This is a genomic window from Mesorhizobium sp. WSM4847 (assembly GCF_055811335.1).
On sequence record NZ_JBVVPY010000006.1, the window covers coordinates 246,030 to 266,504 of the forward strand.

At 64.0% G+C, this 20,475-nt stretch carries 22 protein-coding genes; 7 read left to right on the forward strand and 15 right to left on the reverse strand.

Translation table 11 applies throughout. The features are described from left to right. Positions 1 to 144: 144 nt before the first annotated feature. The 3 genes from AC0L28_RS11125 to AC0L28_RS11135 all read left to right on the forward strand — a co-directional run bounded on the left by AC0L28_RS11125 (position 145) and on the right by AC0L28_RS11135 (position 2,113). Positions 145 to 843, forward strand: coding sequence for a phosphatidylserine decarboxylase (locus tag AC0L28_RS11125; RefSeq protein WP_023800728.1), 699 nt, complete (start codon positions 145 to 147; stop codon positions 841 to 843). Between the two features lie 3 nt (positions 844 to 846). After that, complete coding sequence (locus AC0L28_RS11130; RefSeq protein ID WP_023800727.1) at positions 847 to 1,662, forward strand: CDP-alcohol phosphatidyltransferase family protein; 816 nt, start codon at positions 847 to 849, stop codon at positions 1,660 to 1,662. Positions 1,663 to 1,849: 187 nt separating this feature from the next. Then, positions 1,850 to 2,113 carry a hypothetical protein gene (locus AC0L28_RS11135; protein ID WP_091590516.1) on the forward strand — a complete coding sequence of 88 codons (264 nt, stop codon included), beginning with the start codon at positions 1,850 to 1,852 and terminating at the stop codon, positions 2,111 to 2,113. Positions 2,114 to 2,245: 132 nt separating this feature from the next. Here AC0L28_RS11135 and AC0L28_RS11140 read toward each other — a convergent pair whose 3' ends face one another. Both AC0L28_RS11140 and AC0L28_RS11145 read right to left on the reverse strand, forming a co-directional pair. Next, a complete protein-coding gene (locus AC0L28_RS11140) occupies positions 2,246 to 4,468 on the reverse strand; it encodes an AMP-binding protein (RefSeq protein WP_473477384.1) in 2,223 nt (740 codons plus the stop codon). A gap of 202 nt (positions 4,469 to 4,670) precedes the next feature. Next, positions 4,671 to 5,078 carry a tautomerase family protein gene (locus tag AC0L28_RS11145; protein ID WP_287260691.1) on the reverse strand — a complete coding sequence of 136 codons (408 nt, stop codon included), beginning with the start codon at positions 5,076 to 5,078 and terminating at the stop codon, positions 4,671 to 4,673. Positions 5,079 to 5,190: 112 nt separating this feature from the next. Here AC0L28_RS11145 and AC0L28_RS11150 point away from each other — a divergent pair, with 112 nt between their 5' ends. Beyond that, positions 5,191 to 6,048 (forward strand): LysR substrate-binding domain-containing protein, encoded by an 858-nt coding sequence (locus tag AC0L28_RS11150; protein WP_473477386.1) that lies wholly within the window; start codon positions 5,191 to 5,193, stop codon positions 6,046 to 6,048. Between the two features lie 171 nt (positions 6,049 to 6,219). On the opposite strand, the gene AC0L28_RS11155 is transcribed toward AC0L28_RS11150, so the two are convergent. Next, positions 6,220 to 7,095, reverse strand: a complete 876-nt coding sequence (locus tag AC0L28_RS11155; RefSeq protein WP_473477388.1) for a DMT family transporter — start codon at positions 7,093 to 7,095, stop codon at positions 6,220 to 6,222. A 255-nt stretch (positions 7,096 to 7,350) separates the two neighbouring features. Here AC0L28_RS11155 and AC0L28_RS11160 point away from each other — a divergent pair, with 255 nt between their 5' ends. The 3 genes from AC0L28_RS11160 (at position 7,351) to AC0L28_RS11170 (ending at position 9,033) form a co-directional block, all read left to right on the forward strand. Next, positions 7,351 to 7,818, forward strand: a complete 468-nt coding sequence (locus AC0L28_RS11160) for a MerR family transcriptional regulator (RefSeq protein ID WP_473477390.1) — start codon at positions 7,351 to 7,353, stop codon at positions 7,816 to 7,818. A 62-nt stretch (positions 7,819 to 7,880) separates the two neighbouring features. Continuing rightward, positions 7,881 to 8,384 carry a hypothetical protein gene (locus AC0L28_RS11165; protein ID WP_473477393.1) on the forward strand — a complete coding sequence of 168 codons (504 nt, stop codon included), beginning with the start codon at positions 7,881 to 7,883 and terminating at the stop codon, positions 8,382 to 8,384. 142 nt (positions 8,385 to 8,526) lie between these two features. Further along, entirely contained in the window at positions 8,527 to 9,033 is a 507-nt protein-coding gene (locus AC0L28_RS11170; RefSeq protein ID WP_473477395.1) for an OsmC family protein, read from the forward strand. Positions 9,034 to 9,047: 14 nt separating this feature from the next. Here AC0L28_RS11170 and AC0L28_RS11175 read toward each other — a convergent pair whose 3' ends face one another. The 12 genes from AC0L28_RS11175 to rplI form a co-directional block, all read right to left on the reverse strand. After that, positions 9,048 to 9,254 carry a hypothetical protein gene (locus tag AC0L28_RS11175; protein ID WP_091590527.1) on the reverse strand — a complete coding sequence of 69 codons (207 nt, stop codon included), beginning with the start codon at positions 9,252 to 9,254 and terminating at the stop codon, positions 9,048 to 9,050. Positions 9,255 to 9,374: 120 nt separating this feature from the next. Continuing rightward, positions 9,375 to 10,004: a hypothetical protein gene (locus tag AC0L28_RS11180; RefSeq protein ID WP_473477398.1), complete on the reverse strand. Its 630-nt coding sequence runs from the start codon at positions 10,002 to 10,004 to the stop codon at positions 9,375 to 9,377. Positions 10,005 to 10,085: 81 nt separating this feature from the next. After that, positions 10,086 to 10,838, reverse strand: a complete 753-nt coding sequence (locus tag AC0L28_RS11185; protein ID WP_473477400.1) for an SDR family NAD(P)-dependent oxidoreductase — start codon at positions 10,836 to 10,838, stop codon at positions 10,086 to 10,088. A gap of 58 nt (positions 10,839 to 10,896) precedes the next feature. Next, positions 10,897 to 12,366, reverse strand: coding sequence for an amidophosphoribosyltransferase (gene purF / locus AC0L28_RS11190; protein ID WP_023800717.1), 1,470 nt, complete (start codon positions 12,364 to 12,366; stop codon positions 10,897 to 10,899). A 78-nt stretch (positions 12,367 to 12,444) separates the two neighbouring features. Continuing rightward, positions 12,445 to 13,113 carry a CvpA family protein gene (locus AC0L28_RS11195; protein WP_473477402.1) on the reverse strand — a complete coding sequence of 223 codons (669 nt, stop codon included), beginning with the start codon at positions 13,111 to 13,113 and terminating at the stop codon, positions 12,445 to 12,447. A 27-nt stretch (positions 13,114 to 13,140) separates the two neighbouring features. After that, positions 13,141 to 14,544: a DNA repair protein RadA gene (radA, locus tag AC0L28_RS11200; RefSeq protein WP_023800715.1), complete on the reverse strand. Its 1,404-nt coding sequence runs from the start codon at positions 14,542 to 14,544 to the stop codon at positions 13,141 to 13,143. A 15-nt stretch (positions 14,545 to 14,559) separates the two neighbouring features. After that, entirely contained in the window at positions 14,560 to 15,138 is a 579-nt protein-coding gene (locus tag AC0L28_RS11205; RefSeq protein WP_473477404.1) for a hypothetical protein, read from the reverse strand. A gap of 2 nt (positions 15,139 to 15,140) precedes the next feature. Beyond that, the gene (locus tag AC0L28_RS11210) at positions 15,141 to 16,631 is read right to left on the reverse strand and encodes a replicative DNA helicase (RefSeq protein WP_023800713.1); all 1,491 of its coding nucleotides are present in this window, start codon (positions 16,629 to 16,631) and stop codon (positions 15,141 to 15,143) included. A 206-nt stretch (positions 16,632 to 16,837) separates the two neighbouring features. Next, on the reverse strand, positions 16,838 to 17,806 hold the full coding sequence (locus tag AC0L28_RS11215; RefSeq protein ID WP_473477406.1) for a small ribosomal subunit Rsm22 family protein: 969 nt from the start codon (positions 17,804 to 17,806) through the stop codon (positions 16,838 to 16,840). Between the two features lie 3 nt (positions 17,807 to 17,809). Then, complete coding sequence (locus tag AC0L28_RS11220) at positions 17,810 to 18,133, reverse strand: YnfA family protein (protein WP_091590534.1); 324 nt, start codon at positions 18,131 to 18,133, stop codon at positions 17,810 to 17,812. 84 nt (positions 18,134 to 18,217) lie between these two features. Continuing rightward, a complete protein-coding gene (locus AC0L28_RS11225) occupies positions 18,218 to 19,507 on the reverse strand; it encodes an SAM-dependent methyltransferase (RefSeq protein ID WP_128169261.1) in 1,290 nt (429 codons plus the stop codon). A 277-nt stretch (positions 19,508 to 19,784) separates the two neighbouring features. Beyond that, positions 19,785 to 20,369, reverse strand: a complete 585-nt coding sequence (gene rplI / locus AC0L28_RS11230) for a 50S ribosomal protein L9 (protein ID WP_027152677.1) — start codon at positions 20,367 to 20,369, stop codon at positions 19,785 to 19,787. Positions 20,370 to 20,475 lie beyond the last annotated feature (106 nt).

Below are 20,475 nucleotides of genomic sequence, written 5' to 3' on the forward strand. Positions count from 1 at the left end.
ACAGGCTCATTGGACCCCTTCCAACGCCCGCGATCGGCTAATGCGGACGAGAACGCCGGATCCGGCGTTCCCTCATTGTCGCGTTGCGGCCACAGGGTGTTTCCGCTATTGAGGCCGGACCTGAAACTAGGCTGTTTCCATTCCATGGACCTCGTCGACACGATCAAGAAAACGTTGGTTCCGATCCATCGCGAAGGCTATCCGTTTATCGCCGCCTTCGCAGCGGTGACGCTTTTCCTCGGCTATTTCTCTTCGATCCTGTTCTGGGTCTGCCTCATCCTGACGGCCTGGTGCGTCTATTTCTTCCGCGATCCCGAGCGCGTCACGCCGGTCGACGACCGGCTGGTGGTGAGCCCGGCCGACGGCATCATCACGGCGGTCGGTCCGGCAGTGCCACCGCGCGAACTTGGCCTCGGGGGCGGCGAGATGACCCGCATCTCGGTGTTCATGGACGTCTTCTCCTGCCACGTGAACCGGGCTCCGGTGCGCGGCCGCATCACAAGGATAGAGCATCGGCCCGGCCAGTTCCTCAACGCCGCACTTGACAAGGCGAGTGCCGACAACGAGCGCAATGGCCTGGTCATCGACAGCCCGAACGGCACGGTGGCCGCGGTGCAGATCGCCGGCCTGGTGGCGCGGCGCATCGTCTGCTGGGCCGAGACCGGCGGCACGATCGGCATCGGCGAGCGCTTCGGGCTGATCCGCTTCGGCTCGCGCGTCGATGTGTTCCTGCCGTCGACCGCAACGCCGCGTGTCGCCGTCGGCCAGACTGCAGTCGGCGGTGAAACCATACTGGCCGAATTCGGCGGCGTTGCCGCAACGCCGCTCGTGCGGGTGTCCTGAGCCGTGGGCGCGCCGTTCAAAAAATTCGAGGCGCATGGCAGCGGCGGCCCGCGCATCCGTGAAATTCCGATGCGCATGGTGCTGCCCAATCTTGTCACAGTGCTCGCCATCTGCGCCGGCCTCTCGGGCATCCGCTTCGGCTTCGAAGGCCGTTTCGAGCCGGCAGTGGTGATGGTGCTGCTGGCCGCCTTCCTCGACGGCATCGACGGCCGTCTGGCACGCATGCTGAAGGCGACGTCCAAATTCGGCGCGCAGATGGATTCGCTGGCCGACATCGTCAATTTCGGCGTAGCACCCGCGCTGGTGCTCTATGCCTTCCTGCTCGACCAGGCCGGCTCGCCGGGCTGGATTGCCGCGCTGCTGTTCACCATCGCCTGCGGGCTGAGACTCGCTCGCTACAACGTGCTCGACGAAGAAACTGATCGCCCGCAGTGGCAGACCGAGTATTTCGTCGGCGTGCCGGCGCCGGCGGGCGCCGTGCTGGTGATGCTGCCGCTTTACCTGTACTTCCTGCGGCTTGGTGTGGAGCCGTCCCGCCCTGCCGCCTTCATCGCCGCCGGTTTCACCGTTCTGATAGCCTTCCTGCTGGTCAGCCGGCTGCCGGTCTATTCCGGAAAAAGCCTGAAAGTCCCGGGCGACAAGGTGCTGCCGATCATCCTCGGTGTCGTCCTCTACATCCTGCTGTTGATGACCTATCCCTGGTACACGCTGACGGCGTCGGTTGCCGGCTATCTGCTCTTCCTGCCGCTCAGCATCCGCGCCTATTCCAGGCGCGCCAAGCGCGAAGGCGAGAAGGTGCCGCCTTCGGACTTCGGCTGACAGATCTGTCGCCAATTCGCTGATAGTTCAACTAGTTCAAGTCGGACGCATCCCGCTCTAGCGGGAACCTGCCGGCGTCTTGACCGTTCTGTCTCAGCGGGCGAGGCGAGCGACGTCGCGAACGCCTCGCTATCAGTCCTTGAAGCTGCTGTCCCAGGCGCAGGAGCTTGAAGAAGAGTGAGGAGAAATGGCTGTCGTCCTCATTGGCGCGTTGCTCATTGTCGCTGGCATTGTGTATATGGCCGGCGCAGCCCTTTGGCGTGGGCGGCTCAGCGATCCGGCGCCTGCTCGCGCGGCGCCGGATCGCTCGACGCCAAATCTTGCAACGCCAGGCCCGACACTTGAGCCGCGGCGGCGCGGCCTCGGTTTCCTCGGCCTGTCGCAGAACTGGCCGGGCCTGCTGATGATGGCGGTCGGGTTCATCCTGCTGTTGTCGGTGGTGGTCCTCTAATGCATGTCGCCCAAAAGCATGCCCTCGGGCCTGACCCGAAGGTGCGCAGCGGTTTTGGGACAACGAGATGCATTCAAGCAAGAACTTAAAGCGCGTCGCATAAATCCCTCCAGACGCGACGCGCTTTAGGCGCTAGGCCGCCGCGCTGAGCCCCAGTCGGTCAATCGCCAGTTTGCGGGTCGAGACGTAGTCGGTCTTGCCAGAGCCCAGCACCGGGATTTCCTCGACCTTGACGATGTCGTTCGGCACCATCAGATCGGCGGCGCCGGCTTGTCTGCCGAATTTGCGCAATTCATCGGGGTCGGCGTCATCGGCGGTGGTGACCAGCACGATACGCTCGCCGCGGCGCTTGTCCGGCACCGCGACCACAGCGTGGTGCTCTTCCGGCCACAGCGACTGCACCAGCATCTCGACCGCGCCCAGCGACACCATCTCGCCGGCGATCTTGGCGAAGCGCTTGGCCCGGCCGCGAATGGTAATGAAGCCCTCGCGGTCGACAGAAACAATGTCGCCGGTATCGTGCCAGCCGTCGAGCGGCTGCAATTCCCCGGGCCGATCTGAGGTCATGTAGCCCATCATCAAATTCGGCCCCTTGAGCAATAACCGTCCGGCGCCGCTGATGCCCTCGACCGACTCGAGCTTCATGCGCATGCCCGGCAACAGTCGCCCGACCGTGCCGTCGCGGCCGTGGATGGCGGTGTTGACGGCAACGACGGGCGCTGCCTCGGTCAGCCCGAAACCCTCGATGATCTCGGCCTGGAAGCGCTCCCGGTAGACGCGGCGCGTCTCCGGTTTCACCGCCTCGGCGCCGGCGACGATGAAGCGCAGGCTGGAGAAATCGCCGTCCTTGGCGGTGCGCGCATAGTTGGCGAGGAACGTGTCGGTGCCGAACATGACCGTCGGCCTTGCCTTGCGGGCGATCTCGGGGATCAGCTTGTAGTGCAGCGGCGAGGGGTAGAGGAACAGTTTCACGCCGGTGACCAGCGGCAGGATGGTGCCGCCGGTGAGCCCGAACGAGTGGAACACCGGCAGCACGTTGAGCAGGATGTCGGCCGGCGAGATGGTGATGCGGGCCTCAGCCTGCATGGCGTTGGCGAGAAGATTTCTGTGCGACAGGACCACCGCCTTCGGCGTGCCTTCCGAGCCTGAGGTGAACAGGATCACCGCTGGTTTGGCCGCATTCTGCGGCTGCAGCGGCCAGCGCCACAGCAAGGCGGCGGCGAGCTTGTCCAGTACGGTTACGCTGGCCCGCACATCCTCCAGCCACAACAGCCTGGCGCCGCCTTCCTCTACCGCCGCGACGATGTCAGCGAGGCTGGCCTTGTCGACAAAGGCGCGCGACGAGACCACGGTGCGGATCTCCGCCGTGCGCACGGCGGCGGTGACGCTGGCCGGGCCTGCGGTGTAGTTGATCATCGCCGCCACCCGGCTCGCCGACAACAGGCCAACGAGTGACAGCACGACACCGTTGGCGTTGGGCAGCAGCACTCCAACCGCTTCATTCGGCGCCGTCACCGCCTCGAAGCGGCGGCCCAGCACCCGCGCGCCGATGAACAGCTTTCTGTAATCCAGCGTGCCGCTGACCACGTCTTCGACGATAGGATGCGAGGCGCCGACTCGGTCGGCGGCGTCGCGTATGGCGAGGAACAGGCCGCGGTCAAGATCGCTGCCGAAAAGCCGGGCTTCGGCGAAACGGTCGAACAGCGTATTGGTGTTCGAGGACTGATCAGGGTTTCGCGCCACCAGCTCGGCGATGGTCATCGGCTCCAGCACGCTGATCGACAGGAGCGGAAACCAGCGCCGGGGCGCCTTGTCCGCCGCAGTCAGCGATACCGGCAGAGTGCGCGCGCCGGCGACGAAGATCGGCACGATGCGGGCATCGGCCTGCATGGCGATGCGGGTGACGGCGCGAAACAGGCGAAATGTCTTGATATCAGGCTCCACCGCATCCGGCAGATAGACGGCAAGGCGGCCCTTGCCCTTCAGCACCCGCACCAGCCGGCGGCTGACGAAGACATGCTCAGCGTTGAAAGCGATAGTGCGGCCAAGCTCGCGCCATGGTTCGAGCCAGGGCGATCGCGCCGAGACCCCGTCGAGGATGTGCAGCGTGTCTTCCGGCAGCAGTGACAGCATCAGCGCCGGTTCGAGGCGCGACTGGTGCGAAATGACGTAAATGACCGGGGCGGCTGTTCTGCGGGCGATCTTGATACGATCGTCGGCAATCCGGTAGGCGAGCTTGAACGGCACATAGAGCAGCGCCTGCGTGAAGCGCAGGCCGAGGCGGAATTTTTCAACCACGCCGATCAGCAGCCAGGCCGCGACGAGACCCGCAAGCAGCGCCAGTGTCAGGATCATGCCGCGTCTCTCCCAACAGATTTTAACCTCGCGGCTCTTCCTGACCGCTTCGATGAGAACCTAGACGAAGTGGGCTCAACGTCAATGCGGAGGTGCGGTACCTTCGCATTACTGGCCTGGCCGGCCATGAAAAGTGCGGTGTCTATGTTTCCTTGCGGCAGAGAAAGCGCCTGCGGCATGAGCCTGGATTGATGGGGGCGGATCACGCCGCCTTCAATCTCCCGCTGATGAAGCGGAATTCCTGTGTCTTGCCACCATAGCCATAGGCGGCGGCCGGGACTTCATGCACGAAGGCATAGCTCTCCTCATGCACCTTGCCCAGCAGGCTGCCAAAGCCAAGGAAGAGCGCCTTGAGATAGGCCTCCAGCTCAAGCTTGGTGTTGGTGCCGTCGACCACCTTGATGTCGAGCCAGAAACTGTTGGCGTCATGCTCGGCCAACGACTTGCCGCCGGCGAACCAGTGCTCGGGGTCATGGTAGGAAATGGCCACCGCTGTGATCGTCGCATCCTTGCGCAAATGCGTGGCGGTCAGTTCGGTCACCTGCCTGGCGATGGCGGCGGACAAAGCGGCATCGGGCTTGCCCGTGACGCTGACACTGATGATCGGCATAATTTCTCTCCTCGGGTTACGCGGCGTCTCTTCGCCGTCGGAGATCATTGCCATCGCTCTTGCGTTATGAATATCGAATGGTTTTCAGAAAAAACTTTGATACTATCGAATTATGCTCGACCCCGACCTCCTCAAAACCTTTCTCGCCTTCGTCGATAGCGGCTCGCTGGCGCAGGCGGCGTCATTTGTCGGGCGCTCGGCGTCGGCGGTGACCACGCAGATGCAGCGGCTTGAGGATAGTGTCGGCGAACCACTTCTGGTGCCGCAGGGAAGAGGGCGCGTCCTGACGCCGGCGGGCGAGGATCTGGTCGGTCATGCGCGGCGCATCCTTGCTGTGCATCGCGAAGCGTGGCTGGCCCTCAAGGGCGTGCGAGCGGATGGGCGCGTGGCGATCGGCACGACACAAGATTTCGCCGACAGCGGCCTCCCAGAGCTGCTCAGGGCCTTTGCCGCGAGCTATCCGCGCGTCAGGATCGAACTGCGCGTCGGCCGCTCCGCCGAATTGGCCGAGGCACTGCAAACCGGCACCCTCGATCTGATGGTCGCCATGCGACAGGCTCCGGCGCCGGACGAGATCGGCGTGCTCCGCGAGCCGATGATGTGGCTCTGTTCGCAAAGAGGCTTGGCCACACGCCAGGACGAACTGCCGCTGGCGCTGCTCGATCCGCATTGCGGCTTTCGCGAAGCGGCGATCGCGGCACTCGACAGGGCAGGCCGCCGCTACCGCATCGCCGCCGGCAGTGCCAGCCTGGCCGGGCTGCGTACGGCGGTGAATGCCGGCATCGCTCTGACGCTGCGGACGGCGCGCTTTGCCCATTCCGGCATCGTCGAGGCACCGCGCGACTTTGGCCTGCCTCAGGTTCCCATCGCCGAGTTCGCCATCCGGCTGCGCCAGGATGCCGAGCCCCCGGCCCAGGATCTGGCTGCGCTGTTCAGCGGCAACCTTGCCTTGCCAGGCGCACCCAGCTGATTTCGCAAAAGAAAAAGCCGACCTTGCGATCGGCTATAGGTTAGACGGGCCGAGGGGTTTGGGGGGACTTGGATGACCCGTCAAAGCCAACAATGCCTGAACCTGTTGATGGTTCCATGACCTTGCTAATTTATTTGCACCCGCAGTTTTATTTTCGGGGGCAAATTTTTCTCAGGCAGAGCGCTGCCTGGCCGCTTGCCAGTCGCGCCCGCCATGGGCGAACACCGCGCAGAGCACGATGGCGCCGCCGATCATGCTGGCGGCTGGCGGGACCTCGGCCAGGAACAGGAAGGCGAACAGGATCGCGAACGGTACTTCAGCCGAGCCCAGCAGGCCGGATTCGGCAGCCGGAATGAGCCGCGCGCCCTCCGTCCACAGAATAGAGGCCAGCGCGAACGACGTGCCGAAGGCGACGAGCAACACTGCGTCCCTGGCCGAGACGGCCAATGGATCGGTGACGGACCAACCGAGCACGAACAAAAGGAATGCCGACACCGCCCCGGCCCACACCACCGGCGTGTCGCGGAAAGCGCGCACCATGATCATGTAGAGCGCGCTGCCGATTGTCATCAGCAGCGCCAGCCCGTCGCCGAACAGATGGCCGGCGCCGAAGCCGGACCAGACCATGATCGCCACGCCGCTGAGCGACACGGCGGCGGCGGCAAGCGTCTGCAGCCGGAAGCGCTCACGAACCAGAATGAAGGCAAGCAGCGCGGTGACGAAGGGCGCAGTGGCGTAGATGATCGCAACATTGGCGACGAAGGTGAACTTGAACGCCGAGATGAAGGCGATGCTGGCTAGCGCGCCCTCGCTCGCCAACAGCCAGCCGCGCCAGCCGAGGCGCAGGCTTTCACGCCCACCGGATTGACGGCGCCGCCAAAGCACATAGAGGGTGATCAGGATCGACCCAACGAAGCCCCGCCAGCAGGTGATGGTCAGCGGATCGGCATGGATCGATTTGGTTAGCACGCCGGTGAGGCCGAAGACGGCTGCCGACGCCGAAACCAGGATGATGCCAAGGGTGCGCTCGGCGGCGGTGTCAGGCATGGTTGGGAATCCGGTCATGTCACCAGACTATGCTGCCCTGTCCTGACATCGTACTGTCAGCAGGGGGTGCCGTATCCTGCAGCCGCTGCGGAAAAGCCCTTTTGCAAGTCGATTCATCTCATCAAAGCCGATGTGTCAGTTCGACACGAAGTGGTCTTGCCTCTCCCACGGCTCCTGCGGACCGCGAACATCCCTGTTGACTCAGCCCCAGGGTCAGCCCCGATAGAAAGGCGGTCGACAGCAACAAGGTGATTCATGAACTCTTCCGCCCAGTGCCTGAACGCTTCCGAAGCCGCCGGCCGGCTCGGGGTGTCGGCCAAGGCCCTGCGGCTTTATGAGCAGCGCGGCCTGATCGCTCCGATCCGCACTGCGGCCGGATGGCGCGCCTACGGTCCTGTCGAAATGAGCCGCGCCGCCGAGATCGCGGCCCTGCGCGCGCTTGGCTTCAGCCTGGCCCAGCTGGCGCGGGTGATGGAGGGTGACTCCCGGGGCATGGAGCCGGCCTTGGCCGCACACCAGGCAGTACTCGAGAGCCGGCTGCGCCAGCTTGTCGGCGTAATAGAGAAGATCGGTAGCCTGCGGGACGACCTCGCGCGAGGCGAAGCGCCAAGCGCCGGGGAACTGGCGCGCTGCTGGCGCCAGAGGCTACGCTCAGCGTCGCTTTCGACCTTCCCTGGCCTTGGGGAGGCGAGCGGTTCGAACTGGGACAGATCCGACCGCTGAACTACATCATCGGCCCGCTGGGCAGTGGCAAGACCCGGCTGGCTCAGCGCCTGGCCGAGACATTGCCTGACGCCGCCTTCCTTGGCTTGGATCGACTGGCGAATGGCTGTGCGGCGGCTCTGGCTCGTGTGGACGCCGACCCCGCTCTCAGGTCGCGGGTCGATCAGACGCTGGCCTGGCTCGTCGAGGACGGTGCCGCGGTGTCCGACGCAATGATCGCTCTACTCGTCGGATTGGAAGCCGAAGGTCCGGCCATCCTGGTCGTCGACATGATCGAACAGGGGCTGGATCAAGCCTCGCAAGAAGCCCTGATTGCCCATTTGCGTCGCCGCGGCCCCGGCGGTCGACCGCTTTTTCTGCTCACGCGCTCCTGCGCGATACTCGACCTGGCGGCTGTCGGCACCGACGAAGCGATCATCCTCTGCCCCGCCAATCACAGCCCGCCAACGTACGTCGCCCGGTACCCCGGCACTCCCGGCTACGAGGCCGTCGCCACCTGCCTGGCCTCACCCGAGGTGCGGGCGCAAACGGACGGCGTCATCGCGTGTCGGCCCCAGGCCGCATGAAAGGCATCAAGTCTAACGACGCAGCAATGTCTGGACAGCTTGTCACTCCGATCCAAATGTCGTGAAATCAAGGTTTAGGCCGTACCGGTTCTATTCGAGTATCGTGACGAGCGATGAAAATGACTGCCGAAAAGGGTTGGACATGGACACCACCGGACTGAAGGCCATGCAGGCGCCGCTCAAGGAGGCGTATCGCGACGACGCATCGCGCGCGCTGATCACGCTTCGGGCCAAGGGCTCGGTCGACGACCAGTCGATCGCCTGCAAGGTCGAGACCGGCAGGGCGCTCGCCGTTGCCGGTCTGCATCCGGCTACTGGCGGTTCCGGGCTCGAACTGTGCTCGGGCGACATGCTGCTGGAGGCGCTGGTCGCTTGCGCTGGCGTAACGCTAAAGGCAGTGGCGACGGCGCTGGAGTTCAAACTCGGCGCCGCCACCGTGGAGGCCGAAGGCGATCTCGATTTTCGCGGCACCTTAGGCGTGGCAAAAGATGCGCCGGTCGGCTTCCGCGCCATCCGGCTGGATTTCAACCTCGACAGCGACGAGCCACAAGAGCGCGTCGACACACTGCTCAAGCTGACCGAACGCTATTGCGTAGTGTTTCAGACCATCAATACGAGGCCGGAACTGACGGTCAGCGCTCAGCGCTGAACGCGCGCCGCCGGCTACTCGCTTTCGCCCTCGTCGGCGAACGGCGAGGCGCTCGGCACGCACTGCACCGACCAGCCGGCCGGCGTTGGCTGCTTCTGATATTCGGTGACGGCGAAGGCGCACTGTTCGCGAGTGTCGAACGTGCTGGGCAGCACCACCATGCCGCCTTGCGGGCCGGCAATCACCAGATACCAGACCAGCGCTACGCTCGGAGCCGCCATGGGATTCCTCGTTTGTTGTGGGAGTCGGGCGATCCTATCAATTCTGGGCAACCGACGAAAGCTCGGCCGGGCGCGGTGGGTCGCCACAGCCGCGTGATGTCCTGCATTTGTTGGGCCGGCTCAGTTTACGGCAAAGCAGTAGAACAGGCCGTCGCCGCCGGTGCTCCTCAGTGCCTCCTGACTGCAGCCGCCGCGTGAAGCGTGAGAGGAATTCCACGATTTGGCGGCGGCCGAATCGTCGAGACCGGTGCGGTCGTGATGGCCCGTCATTACCGCACCTTCCGCTCCGCTGAGCGTCCAGTCGCCGCAGGTCTGGTCGGCAATTTTCGTGCCGTCGGGCTTGGAGCCGGTCAGCACGTCGTGCCGGTTGGGCTTGTCGCTGCGGCCGTTGACCACTTCGCCCTTTTCGTTGAGCGCCGTCTGCTTGGTGATGGCGTTGGCATCGCTATGCAGCGAAGCGACATCGTCGGCAATCTTGACGCCCTTGGCGTTGAACCACGGTCCCGTGCCAATGCGATCGCGCGCATCGGTGTCGCTGGTCGAGAGATAGGCGCGCCATGTCTTGCCCGCAACGCCCGCGGCTTCAGCCAGCGAGGCGCAATGCGCATCGGCGCCCGCGAGGCCGCCGAGATCGGCGCCCTTGCCCGAGCCGACGCTGGTGACGAAGAAGCTCATCGTCGCGTCCTGCGAGGATGCGACGCCGATGGCTGCCAGCGATGCAGCGGCGGTGACGAGAAGCAGTCTGCGCATAGTGGTCCTCCGTTTCGGAAAATCTGGCATTCCAATAACGTCGGCGGCGGCGCAATTCTTCCGTCGAAATGCGCGATGCATCTACTCCGGCTGCCGGTAGGCAACAAAGCGGTTGTGCTTGGCCTGGAAGATCAGCCCGGTTTCCTTAAGCGCCGGGCTGGCCAGCGGCACGATGCGTTTGGCGATCTCTGAAGGATGCGGCAGCGTCTCCGGATCCTCACCGGGCACCGCCTGCGCACGCATGGCGGTGCGGGTGGCGCCGGGATCGGCGGCATTGACCCTGAGGGCCAGGTTTTCCGTCTCATGCGCCCAGGAACGCATCATGGTCTCGACTGCCGCCTTCGACGCCGCGTAGGGCGCCCAGAAGGCCCGCGCCGAATGGGCGGCATTGGAGGAAAGCACGATGGCACGGCCTGCGTCGGAGAGCCTGAGCAACGGGTCGACCGAGCGGATCAGCCGCCATGTCGAGGTAACGTTGATGGTCATGACTTTCTCGAAAGTCTTGGCCTCGACATGGCCGATCGGCGAGATGACGCCGAGCACCGCCGCATTGGCGACCAGGATGTCGAGCTTGCCCCATCGCTCATGGATGGCGCCGCCCAGCCGGTCGATGCCGGCCATATCGGCGAGGTCGAGCGGCACCAGGGTCGCCTGTCCGCCCGTTGCCTTGATCTGGTCGTCGAGATCCTCCAGTCCGCCGACGGTGCGGGCAACCGCGATGACGTGGGCTCCAGCTGCGGCAAGTTCCAGGGCGATGAAGTAGCCGATGCCGCGCGAGGCGCCGGTGACGACTGCGACGCGGCCGGAAAGGTCGAGGCCAGGGGTGGGGATCATGCGAGGGCCTCCGTGAGTAGGCGTGAAACTCGGGAAGGCAATTGGTGTTCCGGCAATCCTACGCCCCGCCCGCCGCCAGCAGCGACAGCGTGCGCACATTGTCCGAACCTTCGAAATCGGCAAGCCGGGTCGGATATTGCCCGGTGAAGCAGGCGTCGCAGAATTGCGGCTGCTCATTGTCGCGGCCGGCCTCGCCGACGGCGCGGTAGAGCCCGTCGATCGACAGGAAACCGAGCGAATCGACGCGGATGAACTCGGCCATCTCTTCCACCGACATGCGCGACGCCAGCAGCTTCGACTTCTCCGGCGTATCGACGCCGTAGAAACAGGAAGCGCGCGTCGGCGGCGAGGCGATGCGCATGTGCACTTCCTTGGCGCCGGCATCGCGCACCATCTGCACGATCTTCTGGCTGGTGGTGCCGCGCACGATCGAATCGTCGACCAGCACCACGCGCTTGCCTTCGATCATGCGGCGGTTGGCGTTATGCTTGAGCTTGACGCCCATGTGGCGGATCGAATCGCCGGGCTGGATGAAGGTGCGGCCGACATAGTGATTGCGGATAATGCCGAGCTCGAACGGGATGCCCGCGGCCTGCGAAAAGCCGATCGCCGCCGGAGTGCCGCTGTCCGGCACCGGCACGACAATGTCGGCCTCGACCGGGCTTTCGAGCGCCAGCTCAGCGCCGATGCGCTTGCGCACCTCGTAAACGTTGCGGCCCTCGACCGACGAATCCGGACGCGCGAAATAAACATATTCGAAGATGCAGAAGCGGGTCTTCTGCGGCTCGAACGGAAACAGGCTCTCTATGCCTTTGGCGGTGACGACGACCATCTCGCCGGGCTTCAGGTCGCGCACGAAACGCGCGCCGATGATGTCGAGCGCGCAGGTTTCGGAAGCCAGGATCCAGGCGCCGTCGAGATCGCCGAGCACCAGCGGCCGGATGCCGAGCGGATCGCGGCAGCCGATCATCTTCTTTGAAGTCATCGCCACCAACGAGAAGGCACCTTCGACCTGGCGCACCGCATCGATGAAGCGCGAGTTGAGATCGCGTTCCCTGCTGGTGGCGACCAGATGCAGCAGTGTCTCGGTGTCGGAGGTCGACGAGAAGATCGCGCCCTGTTTCTGAAGCGCGCGCTGCACCGTCATGGCGTTGGTGAGGTTGCCGTTGTGGGCGACGGCGAAGCCGCCATCGGCGAGCTCGGCGAAAAACGGCTGGATGTTGCGCTGGCCGGCGCCGCCGGTGGTGGCGTAGCGCGTGTGGCCGATGGCGCGGTTGCCTTGCAGGCTGTCGATGACGCGCTGTTTGGTGAACGTATCGCCGATCAGGCCGACATGATGTTCGACATGGAACTGGGTGCCGTCATAGGAAACGATACCGGCCGCTTCCTGGCCGCGGTGCTGCAACGCATGCAGGCCGAGCGTGACGATAGCCGCAGCGTCCTGCCGGCCAAAAATACCGAACACGCCGCATTCGTCATGGAAATGATCGTCAGCCTCGGCGGAAAGCACGTCGTCTGCGTCTGCCATCTTCAGCTCCGCTAAAGTCGCTATATAGTGTGATGACGGCTCGAGAGCAACGTAGAGTTTGCGGCCTTCACATGATCGTCAGTTTGCCGGCGCCGGATTGGCCGGTGCATTGTCGGCCGGTGGCGCGTCGGTTTCGCTGCCGTCGGGCGCCGGAGCATCGTCGCCAGTTGCCGGTGCGTCCGCCGCGGGTGCATCCGCTGCCGGAGGTGTCTCGGCGCCGGTCTCGGGTGCCGGCTGATTCGGATTGAGCCTGTTGAGGATCGCGTTTTCCGGATCCTCGGGCAGCAGGCTTTCGAGCTTGGCGCCGATCGATTCGAGCAGCGGCCGCGACTTGGCATCGGCGACCCAGCCCGGAGCCTTGGGGCCGGCCAGCCAGTTGAAGAACAGCAGGGCCACCGCGACGACCAGGATGCCGCGCGCCGCGCCATAGAGGAAACCAAGCGTGCGGTCGAGCGCGCCGACCCTGGAATCGATGATCCAGTCGGCGAGCTTCATGGTGATGATCGAGACGACGATCAGCGCGACGATGAAGACGATGCCGGCGGCCACCACCATGGCAATCTTCTCATTGTCGACATGGGGCTGAACGTAAGGCAGGACCGGTTGATAGAAAAAGAACGCTGCCGCGGCCGCCGCTATCCAGGAGATGACGGATAGGACCTCGCGCGAAAAGCCGCGAACCATGGCGAGCATCGCCGAGACCAAGGTGAAGCCGACGAGAATTCCGTCAAGCAGCGTAATCGGCATGTCTTTTGCCCCACTTCATGAGCCGCGTCATTCTTGCTCGTCGGCGCGGCTGCGCCGTGAGCCGGCTATGCGCGCCACGAGATCGGCAAGCTCGGTGGGCTGGAAAGCGCCGGCCCCTATCCCCCCGGCAAGTTCCTCGCTGCCCAAGGGCAGAACCGCGCTTCCAAAACCCAGCTTTTCGGCTTCCTTCAGGCGCTGCTGCGCGTGCGCAACCGGCCTCACGGCGCCCGAAAGGCTGATTTCGCCGAAATAGACGCAATCGGCGGGAAGGGCAAGACCGGTGAGCGAGGAAACCAGTGCGGCCGCCACCGCCAGATCGGCGGCCGGCTCCGAGATACGGTAGCCGCCGGCGACGTTGAGATAGACGTCATGCGTGCCAAAGCGGACCCCGCAATGGGCTTCGAGAACGGCGAGGATCATCGACAGCCGGGCACCGTCCCAGCCGACGACGGCTCGACGCGGCGTGCCCAGCGACGACGGCGCCACCAGCGCCTGGATCTCGACCAGCACCGGTCTGGTGCCTTCCATGCCGGCGAAAACCGCGGCGCCCGGCGCTTTCGCATGGCGTTCGCCGAGAAAAAGCTCGGATGGATTGGCGACCTCGCGCAGGCCCATATCAGACATTTCGAACACGCCGATCTCGTCGGTCGGTCCGAAGCGGTTCTTGACCGTGCGCAGGATGCGGTAGTGGTGGCCGCCTTCGCCCTCGAAATAAAGCACCGCGTCGACCATATGCTCGACGACACGCGGCCCGGCGATCTGGCCTTCCTTGGTGACGTGGCCCACAAGCACGATCGCCGCGCCTGTGGATTTGGCATAGCGGATCATCGCCTGGGCGGCGGCACGCACCTGGGTGACGGTGCCGGGCGCCGAATCGGCCATGTCGGTCCACAACGTCTGGATCGAATCGAGGATCACCAGGTCCGGCCGCTTGCCGTCGGCGATGGTGGCGAGGATGTCCTCGACATTGGTCTCGGCGGCAAGCTCCACCGGAGTATCGGCGACGCCGAGCCGCTGCGCACGCAGCCTGATCTGGGCGACCGCCTCTTCGCCCGAGACGTAGACGATGCGGTGGCCCTTGGACGCCAGTGCTGCGGCGGCCTGGGTCAACAGCGTCGACTTGCCGATGCCGGGATCGCCGCCGACCAGCAGGGCCGAGCCGCGCACGAAACCGCCGCCGGTGGCGCGGTCGAGCTCGCCGATGCCGGAAACGATGCGCGGCGCGTCCTCGATGTCGCCGGACAAAGTCGTGAGCACCACGGCGCGGCCCTTGCGCGCATTGCGGGTATTGGCCGGGCCCGAGCCGATGCCGCCGGACGTGCCTTCCTCGACCAGCGTGTTCCACTCGCCGCAGGCATCACATTTGCCAGCCCAGCGCTGATGCACCGAACCGCAATTCTGGCAGATGAACTGGACGCGCGATTTAGCCATGAAATCTCGCATACCTTAGAAGGGAAGCGGATCGAGAACGTCCGCATTTTCGGCCGGGATTTGGCGAGCGCGGATACAATTCAGTGTTTCTTGGCGAGAGCGCGTACATTCGGCAAGCGACTCATCGAGCAACTGCGGATTGGGCGATAGCATCTGGCTGTCGTAAATGGAGATCATGCCTTGTGTTTGGCCTGCAAACTCAGGCTGCGTTTTTCGCGTCTCCTCATCAATCGCGTCGACGTAAAACAAGAAATTTTGCCCAGCCAGAACAGGTACGCCGCATCCTCCCATGATCAAAGTGGTCGTGGAGATCACACCATTCGGTTCCGGGTTGCCCTTGAACACCTCCATTGTCTCATAGCGAACGTTAACCAGTATCCGACCATCACCCTCATCGGCTGCGACAATTCCAAGCTTTGTCGGACTAAGCTCTGTGGCTGTCACCAAGCCTCGGAACACCAGGGCCGCCTCAGCAAATGCTCGTTGTGGCGTCCAGTTTGCAGGCATTGAACAAGCGGAAGCGACGTCAGGCAGGACAGCCGCGCTGACGAGCACGAGAGTCAGGCGGACCGAAAACCTGAAACGCTTACCCATACCTACTCAAACCTCTCAGCAATATGATGCTCCTCGGCGAGGTCGGAGAAGCGGGTGAACTCGCCCTGGAAGGCGAGGCTGACCGAGCCGGTCGGTCCATGGCGCTGCTTGGCGACGATGACCTCGGCCTTGCCGCGCATCTCGTTCATCTCGTGTTCCCATTTGATGTATTCGTCGGTGCCCGGCTTCGGCTCGCGGTTCTTCAGGTAGTATTCCTCGCGGTAGACGAACATCACCACGTCGGCATCCTGCTCGATCGAACCCGATTCGCGCAGGTCCGAGAGCTGCGGGCGCTTGTCGTCGCGGCTTTCGACCTGACGCGACAGCTGCGACAGCGCGATGATCGGCACGGCAAGCTCCTTGGCCAACGCTTTCAGGCCGGTGGTGATCTCGGTGATCTCCTGCACGCGGTTCTGCGAGGATTTGGCGCTCGACCCTTGCATCAGCTGGATATAGTCGATGACGATGACGTCGAGGCCGCGCTGGCGCTTCAGCCGCCGCGCCCGCGCCGACAGCTGGGCGATCGAGATGCCGCCGGTCTGGTCGATAAACAGCGGGATCTTCTGCATGGTCTGCGAACAGGCGACCAGCTTTTCGAAATCCATTTCGCTGATCTCGCCGCGGCGGATTTTCGACGACGGGATTTCGGTCTGTTCGGAAATGATGCGGGTGGCGAGCTGTTCCGACGACATTTCGAGCGAGAAGAAGCCGACGACGCCGCCATTTGCCGCCTTGAACGAACCGTCGGCCTGTTGTGCCGGCACATAGGCTTCGGCGATGTTGAAGGCCATGTTGGTGGCAAGCGAGGTCTTGCCCATGCCCGGGCGGCCGGCGATGATGATCAGATCGGACGGCTGCAGGCCGCCCATGCGGCGGTCGAGATCGCGCAGGCCCGTGGCGACGCCCGACAGGTGCCCGTCGCGCATATAGGCGGCGTTGGCCATGTCGACGGCGGTCTTGACCGCGTCGGTGAAGCTCTCGAAACCGCCATCGTAGCGGCCGGTCTCGGCCAGTTCGAACAGGCGCCGCTCGGCGTCCTCGATCTGCTCGGATGGCGACATGTCGACCGGCGCGTCGTAGGCGATGTTGACCATGTCTTCGCCGACGGTGATCAGGGCGCGTCGCGTGGCGAGATCATAGATGGCGCGGCCGTAGTCGGCGGCATTGACGACGGTGACCGCCTCGACGGCCAGCCGTACCACATATTGCGCAACCGTCATGTCGCCGACCCGCTCGTCGGCCGGCAGAAAGGTCTTCAGCGTGATCGGCGTCGCTATCTTGCCCATACGAATGAGCTCGGCGGCGACCTCAAAGATCTTTCTGTGCAGCGGCTCGTAAAAATGGCCGGATTTCAGGAAATCCGACACGCGGTAGAAGGCGTCGTTGTTGACGAGGATGGCGCCGAGCAGCGCCTGCTCGGCTTCGATGTTGTTCGGTGCCTCGCGATAGAGCGGTGTTTCCGCCACGCCGAATTTTCGTGCTGCCTCTGCCATAACGTCCCCGATTTCGATGCCGGTCTCTCGATATCAGAACGGGATAGGTCGGTGATGACTTATCTGCATCAGTCTTCATTCAATCAGCTTCGGTGCCCGCGATTCACAGCCAAGATTTTTCGGTGGAAAGAATCTCGATTGACTCGAATCAAGACGGCGAGCCTAGTCGTTCTCGGGCGAGAACAAAACAGGAAAATAGCTGCCAATCACTCCGGCAGTGCGTCGCCCCAGTCGAGTCGCCGCGCGGCCTTGAACACATCGCCGTCACGTTTGGTGAACAGTTTCTCGTCGGCGCTGCCGTCCTCCTCGCAAAGTTTCAGCAGGACCTTGCCCGAGCCCGATTTCGGCGGTGCGATCACACGCGCCTGCGGCGGGGCAGCAGCGTGGCGGGAGGCAGCGACATAGATGAATTTCTCGTCCTCCCATGGCACGTCGGCGTCCTTGGCCAGCCGGTGCAGGCGCGAACGCGCGACACGGCGCGAAAAATGGCACCAGTCGGGCGGCACGAGCGGGCAGGGAGCCGCATGCGGGCAAGGCGCAAGCACGTGCGCGCCCGCCTCGATCAGCTGCCGGCGCACCGCAAGGATGCGCTGCCATCCGGCCGGCGTGCCCGGCTCGACGACCAGCAGCGTGTCGTCGGTCAGGTGCCAGAGCCGGTCCATCAGTTTTGGCAGCGACACCGGTCCGATCTCGTCCAGCACATAGGCGCAGGTGACCAGCTCGGCCGGCTTGAGATCGGCGAGATCGAGGCTGACATCGCCGGCCAGCCAGGCGACCCTGGCCGTCATCGCCTCGGCGGCAAGCGCCGCGCCGACCCGGCGCACCGCCGCGCTCGCCTCGATCAGCACCGCCTGCTCGAGGTCGGGCCAGAGATCGAGCGCAGCCCAAAGCACGGTGCCGGGGCCGGCGCCGACGTCGAGCAGGGTTTTGGGTGCATGATCGGGCCTTGCCTCGCTGACCGCATCGAGACTGGCACGGACAGCGGCATAGGTCGCCGGCAGCCGCGTCGCCAGATAGGCCTTGACCGCGATCTCCTCGGCCATATGCAGGCGGCCGTCGCGCAGTTCGGCGCGATAGCGGTCCGACAGCGTTTTTGCCGCTTGTTTCAGCGTCGGCAGCGGCACTTTTTCGAGGAGGCGTTCGACGCCCTGTCGAAGCGGGATAGGCAGTTCCATAGCTCAGGCACCCCGAGGTGCGAGCAGGATCACCGAGGCGCCAACGATGCAGAGCGCGGAACCGGCAAGGTCCCAGCGGTCGGGGCGCACGCCTTCCACCAGCCACAGCCATCCGAGCGAGGCGGCGATGTAGATGCCGCCATAGGCGGCATAGGCGCGGCCCGCAGCACTGATGTCTACCAGCGCCAGCAGGAAGCCGAACAAAGCGAGCGAGACCAGGCCTGGCGCCAGCCATAGCGGCGACTTTTCCAGCCGCCACCACGCCCAGATCGAAAAGCAGCCGGCGATCTCGGCAAGGGCAGCAACGATGTAGATGAGATAGGTCATGAAAAAAGTCTCGCGGCGACGGCGAGACCTTTTTCAGCGTGTGGGCCGCCAATGGCAAGCGGCAATGGCGTGATCGCCGGCGGTCTATTCCATATCCGCCACCTTGCGGCGCCGGGCGGGCTTGGCGGCAGGGGCTTTTGGACGATGCCCCATGTCGCGCAGCTGCAACGCCTTCTCGCATTTGGCCATATAGTCACGAGACATCGGCAGCGTGTCGTTCTTCTTGGCGATCTGGATTTGGAAGACCACCAGATCCTGCCAGCGGAAAGCGGCTTCCGAGGCTGCCAGATAGAACTCCCACATGCGGCAAAACCGTTCGTCATAGATCGCCTTGGCCTTGTCGCGGTTGGCGGCAAAGCGCTCGCTCCAATGTCTCAGCGTCTCGGCATAATGTAGCCGCAGGACTTCGATGTCGGTGACGATGAGGCCCGACTTTTCGATCGCCGGCATCACTTCCGAGAGCGAGGGGACGTAGCCGCCCGGGAAAATGTATTTGCGGATGAAGGCGCTGGTTGCCCACGGCGCGCCGGAGCGGCCGATCGTGTGCAGCAGCATGACGCCGTCCGGCTTCAAGAGCGTCGCCGATTTGTCGAAGAAGGTGCGGTAGTGGTTGACGCCGACATGCTCGAACATGCCGACCGAGACGACGCGGTCGAAGCGCTCGTTGAGCTCGCGGTAATCCCTCACTTCGAAATGCACGCGGTTTTCCAGGCCTTGCGCATGGGCGCGGTCGGTGGCGACGCCATGCTGCTCGGTCGACAACGTCACGCCTTGCACGTCGACGTCGAAGGACTTGGCGAGATAGAGACCGAGCCCACCCCAGCCGGAGCCGATGTCGAGCACCGTCTGGCCGGCCTTCAGCCTGAGCTTGGCGGCAATGTGGCGCTTCTTGGCTGCCTGCGCCTCGTCGAGCGTCATGTCCGGCTGCTCGAAGTAGGCGCAGGAATACTGCATGTCCTCGTCGAGGAAGAGTCTGTAGAGGTCGCCTGACAGATCATAATGGCGCTGCACGTTGCGGCGCGCTCGCGCCGCCGTGTTGATCTGCTGCAGGCGGCGGAAGGCGTGACGCAGGCCTTCAATCGCCTTCGACCAGGTGGCATCGATGCCGCCGCTGTCCATGTTCTGGAAGGCGATGCGCATCACCCCCAGCACGCCGCCCTCGAGTATATCGAGCTCACCGTCCATATAGGCTTCCGGCACCGCCAGCATCGGATCGAAGCTGATGGCGCGCTCGGCATGCGTGGTCTTGATGTGCATGTGCACCAGATCGCCGCTGCCGTCACCGAAAGTCACGGAGAGGCCTTTCGGTCCGGTGACCTTGAGATTGCCGGTGCGCACTAGGCGGTCGAGAATGCGTTTCAGCAGAATATTCATGAACAAATGTCCCCTCTCGGTCAGACACGCTGCCTCGGCGCATGACCCGACAATCGAAATCGATTTCGGAAAGGATCATGCGCCGAACCAAAGTCCTGCAGCGTCCTTTGCGCGTCCAAACGACGCGCGGCGCTATAGTCTGCATCAAGATATAGGGGGTCGAAAAGTTCCGTTTGGCACAAAAAAGCCCGGGCGAGGCGCCCGGGCGTTGGTCCAGAAATGACTGGAAGCCGACGGAACGTTTTAAAGCGCCGCTCTGACGCCTTGTGACGTGCAATCAGCCGTTGTCTTCGCCGCCTTCGAACTCGGCATTGGGATCGAAGAAGTTGTCCGGGCGCGCATTGTCGTTGATGTCGTCGCCATAGATGGCTTCGGCTGTGGTCAGCGTCTCGCCCTTGGCCTGGCGCTCGGCTTCGTCGGCCGTGCGGGCGATGTTGAGCGTGATGGTGACCTCGACTTCCGGATGCAGGGCGATCGCCACATTGGTCAGGCCGATGGTCTTGATCGGCTGGTTGAGTAGGATCTGGTTGCGGTTCACCGAGAAACCTTCCGCCGTCAGCAACTCGGCGATGTCGCGGGTCGACACCGAGCCGTAGAGCTGGCCGGTTTCGCCGGCCGAACGCACGGCGATGAAGCTCTTGCCGTCCAGCTTCTCCGAAATCTGCATCGCCTCGGACTTGCGCTCGAGGTTGCGGGCTTCGAGCTGGGCGCGCTGGCCTTCGAATTTCTTCTTGTTGGCTTCGTTGGCGCGCAGCGCCTTGCCCTGCGGCAGCAGGAAGTTGCGGGCGAATCCATCCTTGACCTTGACGGTATCGCCCATCTGGCCGAGGCGGGAAACGCGTTCGAGAAGAATGACTTCCATGGTTTTGTTCCTTCGTTTGGGGCGCCAAGTCACTGGCATCGACGCCGAATTGTCTGGAACAGGTCAGGAAGCTGAGGGCGTCGCCGCCGATGTCGCTGTCCTGCCT

Bases quoted from the DNA above. Each gene is read 5' to 3' on its own strand.
- AC0L28_RS11175 (WP_091590527.1), bottom strand. From the start codon at position 9,254: ATGGCGGCTCCGAGCGTAGCGCTGGTCTGGTATCTGGTGATTGCCGGC.
- AC0L28_RS11205 (WP_473477404.1), bottom strand. From the start codon at position 15,138: ATGGGTAAGCGTTTCAGGTTTTCGGTCCGCCTGACTCTCGTGCTCGTC.
- AC0L28_RS11160 (WP_473477390.1), top strand. From the start codon at position 7,351: ATGAACTCTTCCGCCCAGTGCCTGAACGCTTCCGAAGCCGCCGGCCGG.
- AC0L28_RS11215 (WP_473477406.1), bottom strand. From the start codon at position 17,806: ATGGAACTGCCTATCCCGCTTCGACAGGGCGTCGAACGCCTCCTCGAA.
- AC0L28_RS11145 (WP_287260691.1), bottom strand. From the start codon at position 5,078: ATGCCGATCATCAGTGTCAGCGTCACGGGCAAGCCCGATGCCGCTTTG.
- rplI (WP_027152677.1), bottom strand. From the start codon at position 20,369: ATGGAAGTCATTCTTCTCGAACGCGTTTCCCGCCTCGGCCAGATGGGC.
- AC0L28_RS11150 (WP_473477386.1), top strand. From the start codon at position 5,191: ATGCTCGACCCCGACCTCCTCAAAACCTTTCTCGCCTTCGTCGATAGC.
- AC0L28_RS11210 (WP_023800713.1), bottom strand. From the start codon at position 16,631: ATGGCAGAGGCAGCACGAAAATTCGGCGTGGCGGAAACACCGCTCTAT.
- radA (WP_023800715.1), bottom strand. From the start codon at position 14,544: ATGGCTAAATCGCGCGTCCAGTTCATCTGCCAGAATTGCGGTTCGGTG.
- AC0L28_RS11180 (WP_473477398.1), bottom strand. From the start codon at position 10,004: ATGCGCAGACTGCTTCTCGTCACCGCCGCTGCATCGCTGGCAGCCATC.
- AC0L28_RS11135 (WP_091590516.1), top strand. From the start codon at position 1,850: ATGGCTGTCGTCCTCATTGGCGCGTTGCTCATTGTCGCTGGCATTGTG.
- AC0L28_RS11225 (WP_128169261.1), bottom strand. From the start codon at position 19,507: ATGAATATTCTGCTGAAACGCATTCTCGACCGCCTAGTGCGCACCGGC.
- AC0L28_RS11140 (WP_473477384.1), bottom strand. From the start codon at position 4,468: ATGATCCTGACACTGGCGCTGCTTGCGGGTCTCGTCGCGGCCTGGCTG.
- AC0L28_RS11125 (WP_023800728.1), top strand. From the start codon at position 145: ATGGACCTCGTCGACACGATCAAGAAAACGTTGGTTCCGATCCATCGC.
- purF (WP_023800717.1), bottom strand. From the start codon at position 12,366: ATGGCAGACGCAGACGACGTGCTTTCCGCCGAGGCTGACGATCATTTC.
- AC0L28_RS11195 (WP_473477402.1), bottom strand. From the start codon at position 13,113: ATGCCGATTACGCTGCTTGACGGAATTCTCGTCGGCTTCACCTTGGTC.
- AC0L28_RS11155 (WP_473477388.1), bottom strand. From the start codon at position 7,095: ATGCCTGACACCGCCGCCGAGCGCACCCTTGGCATCATCCTGGTTTCG.
- AC0L28_RS11220 (WP_091590534.1), bottom strand. From the start codon at position 18,133: ATGACCTATCTCATCTACATCGTTGCTGCCCTTGCCGAGATCGCCGGC.
- AC0L28_RS11170 (WP_473477395.1), top strand. From the start codon at position 8,527: ATGGACACCACCGGACTGAAGGCCATGCAGGCGCCGCTCAAGGAGGCG.
- AC0L28_RS11185 (WP_473477400.1), bottom strand. From the start codon at position 10,838: ATGATCCCCACCCCTGGCCTCGACCTTTCCGGCCGCGTCGCAGTCGTC.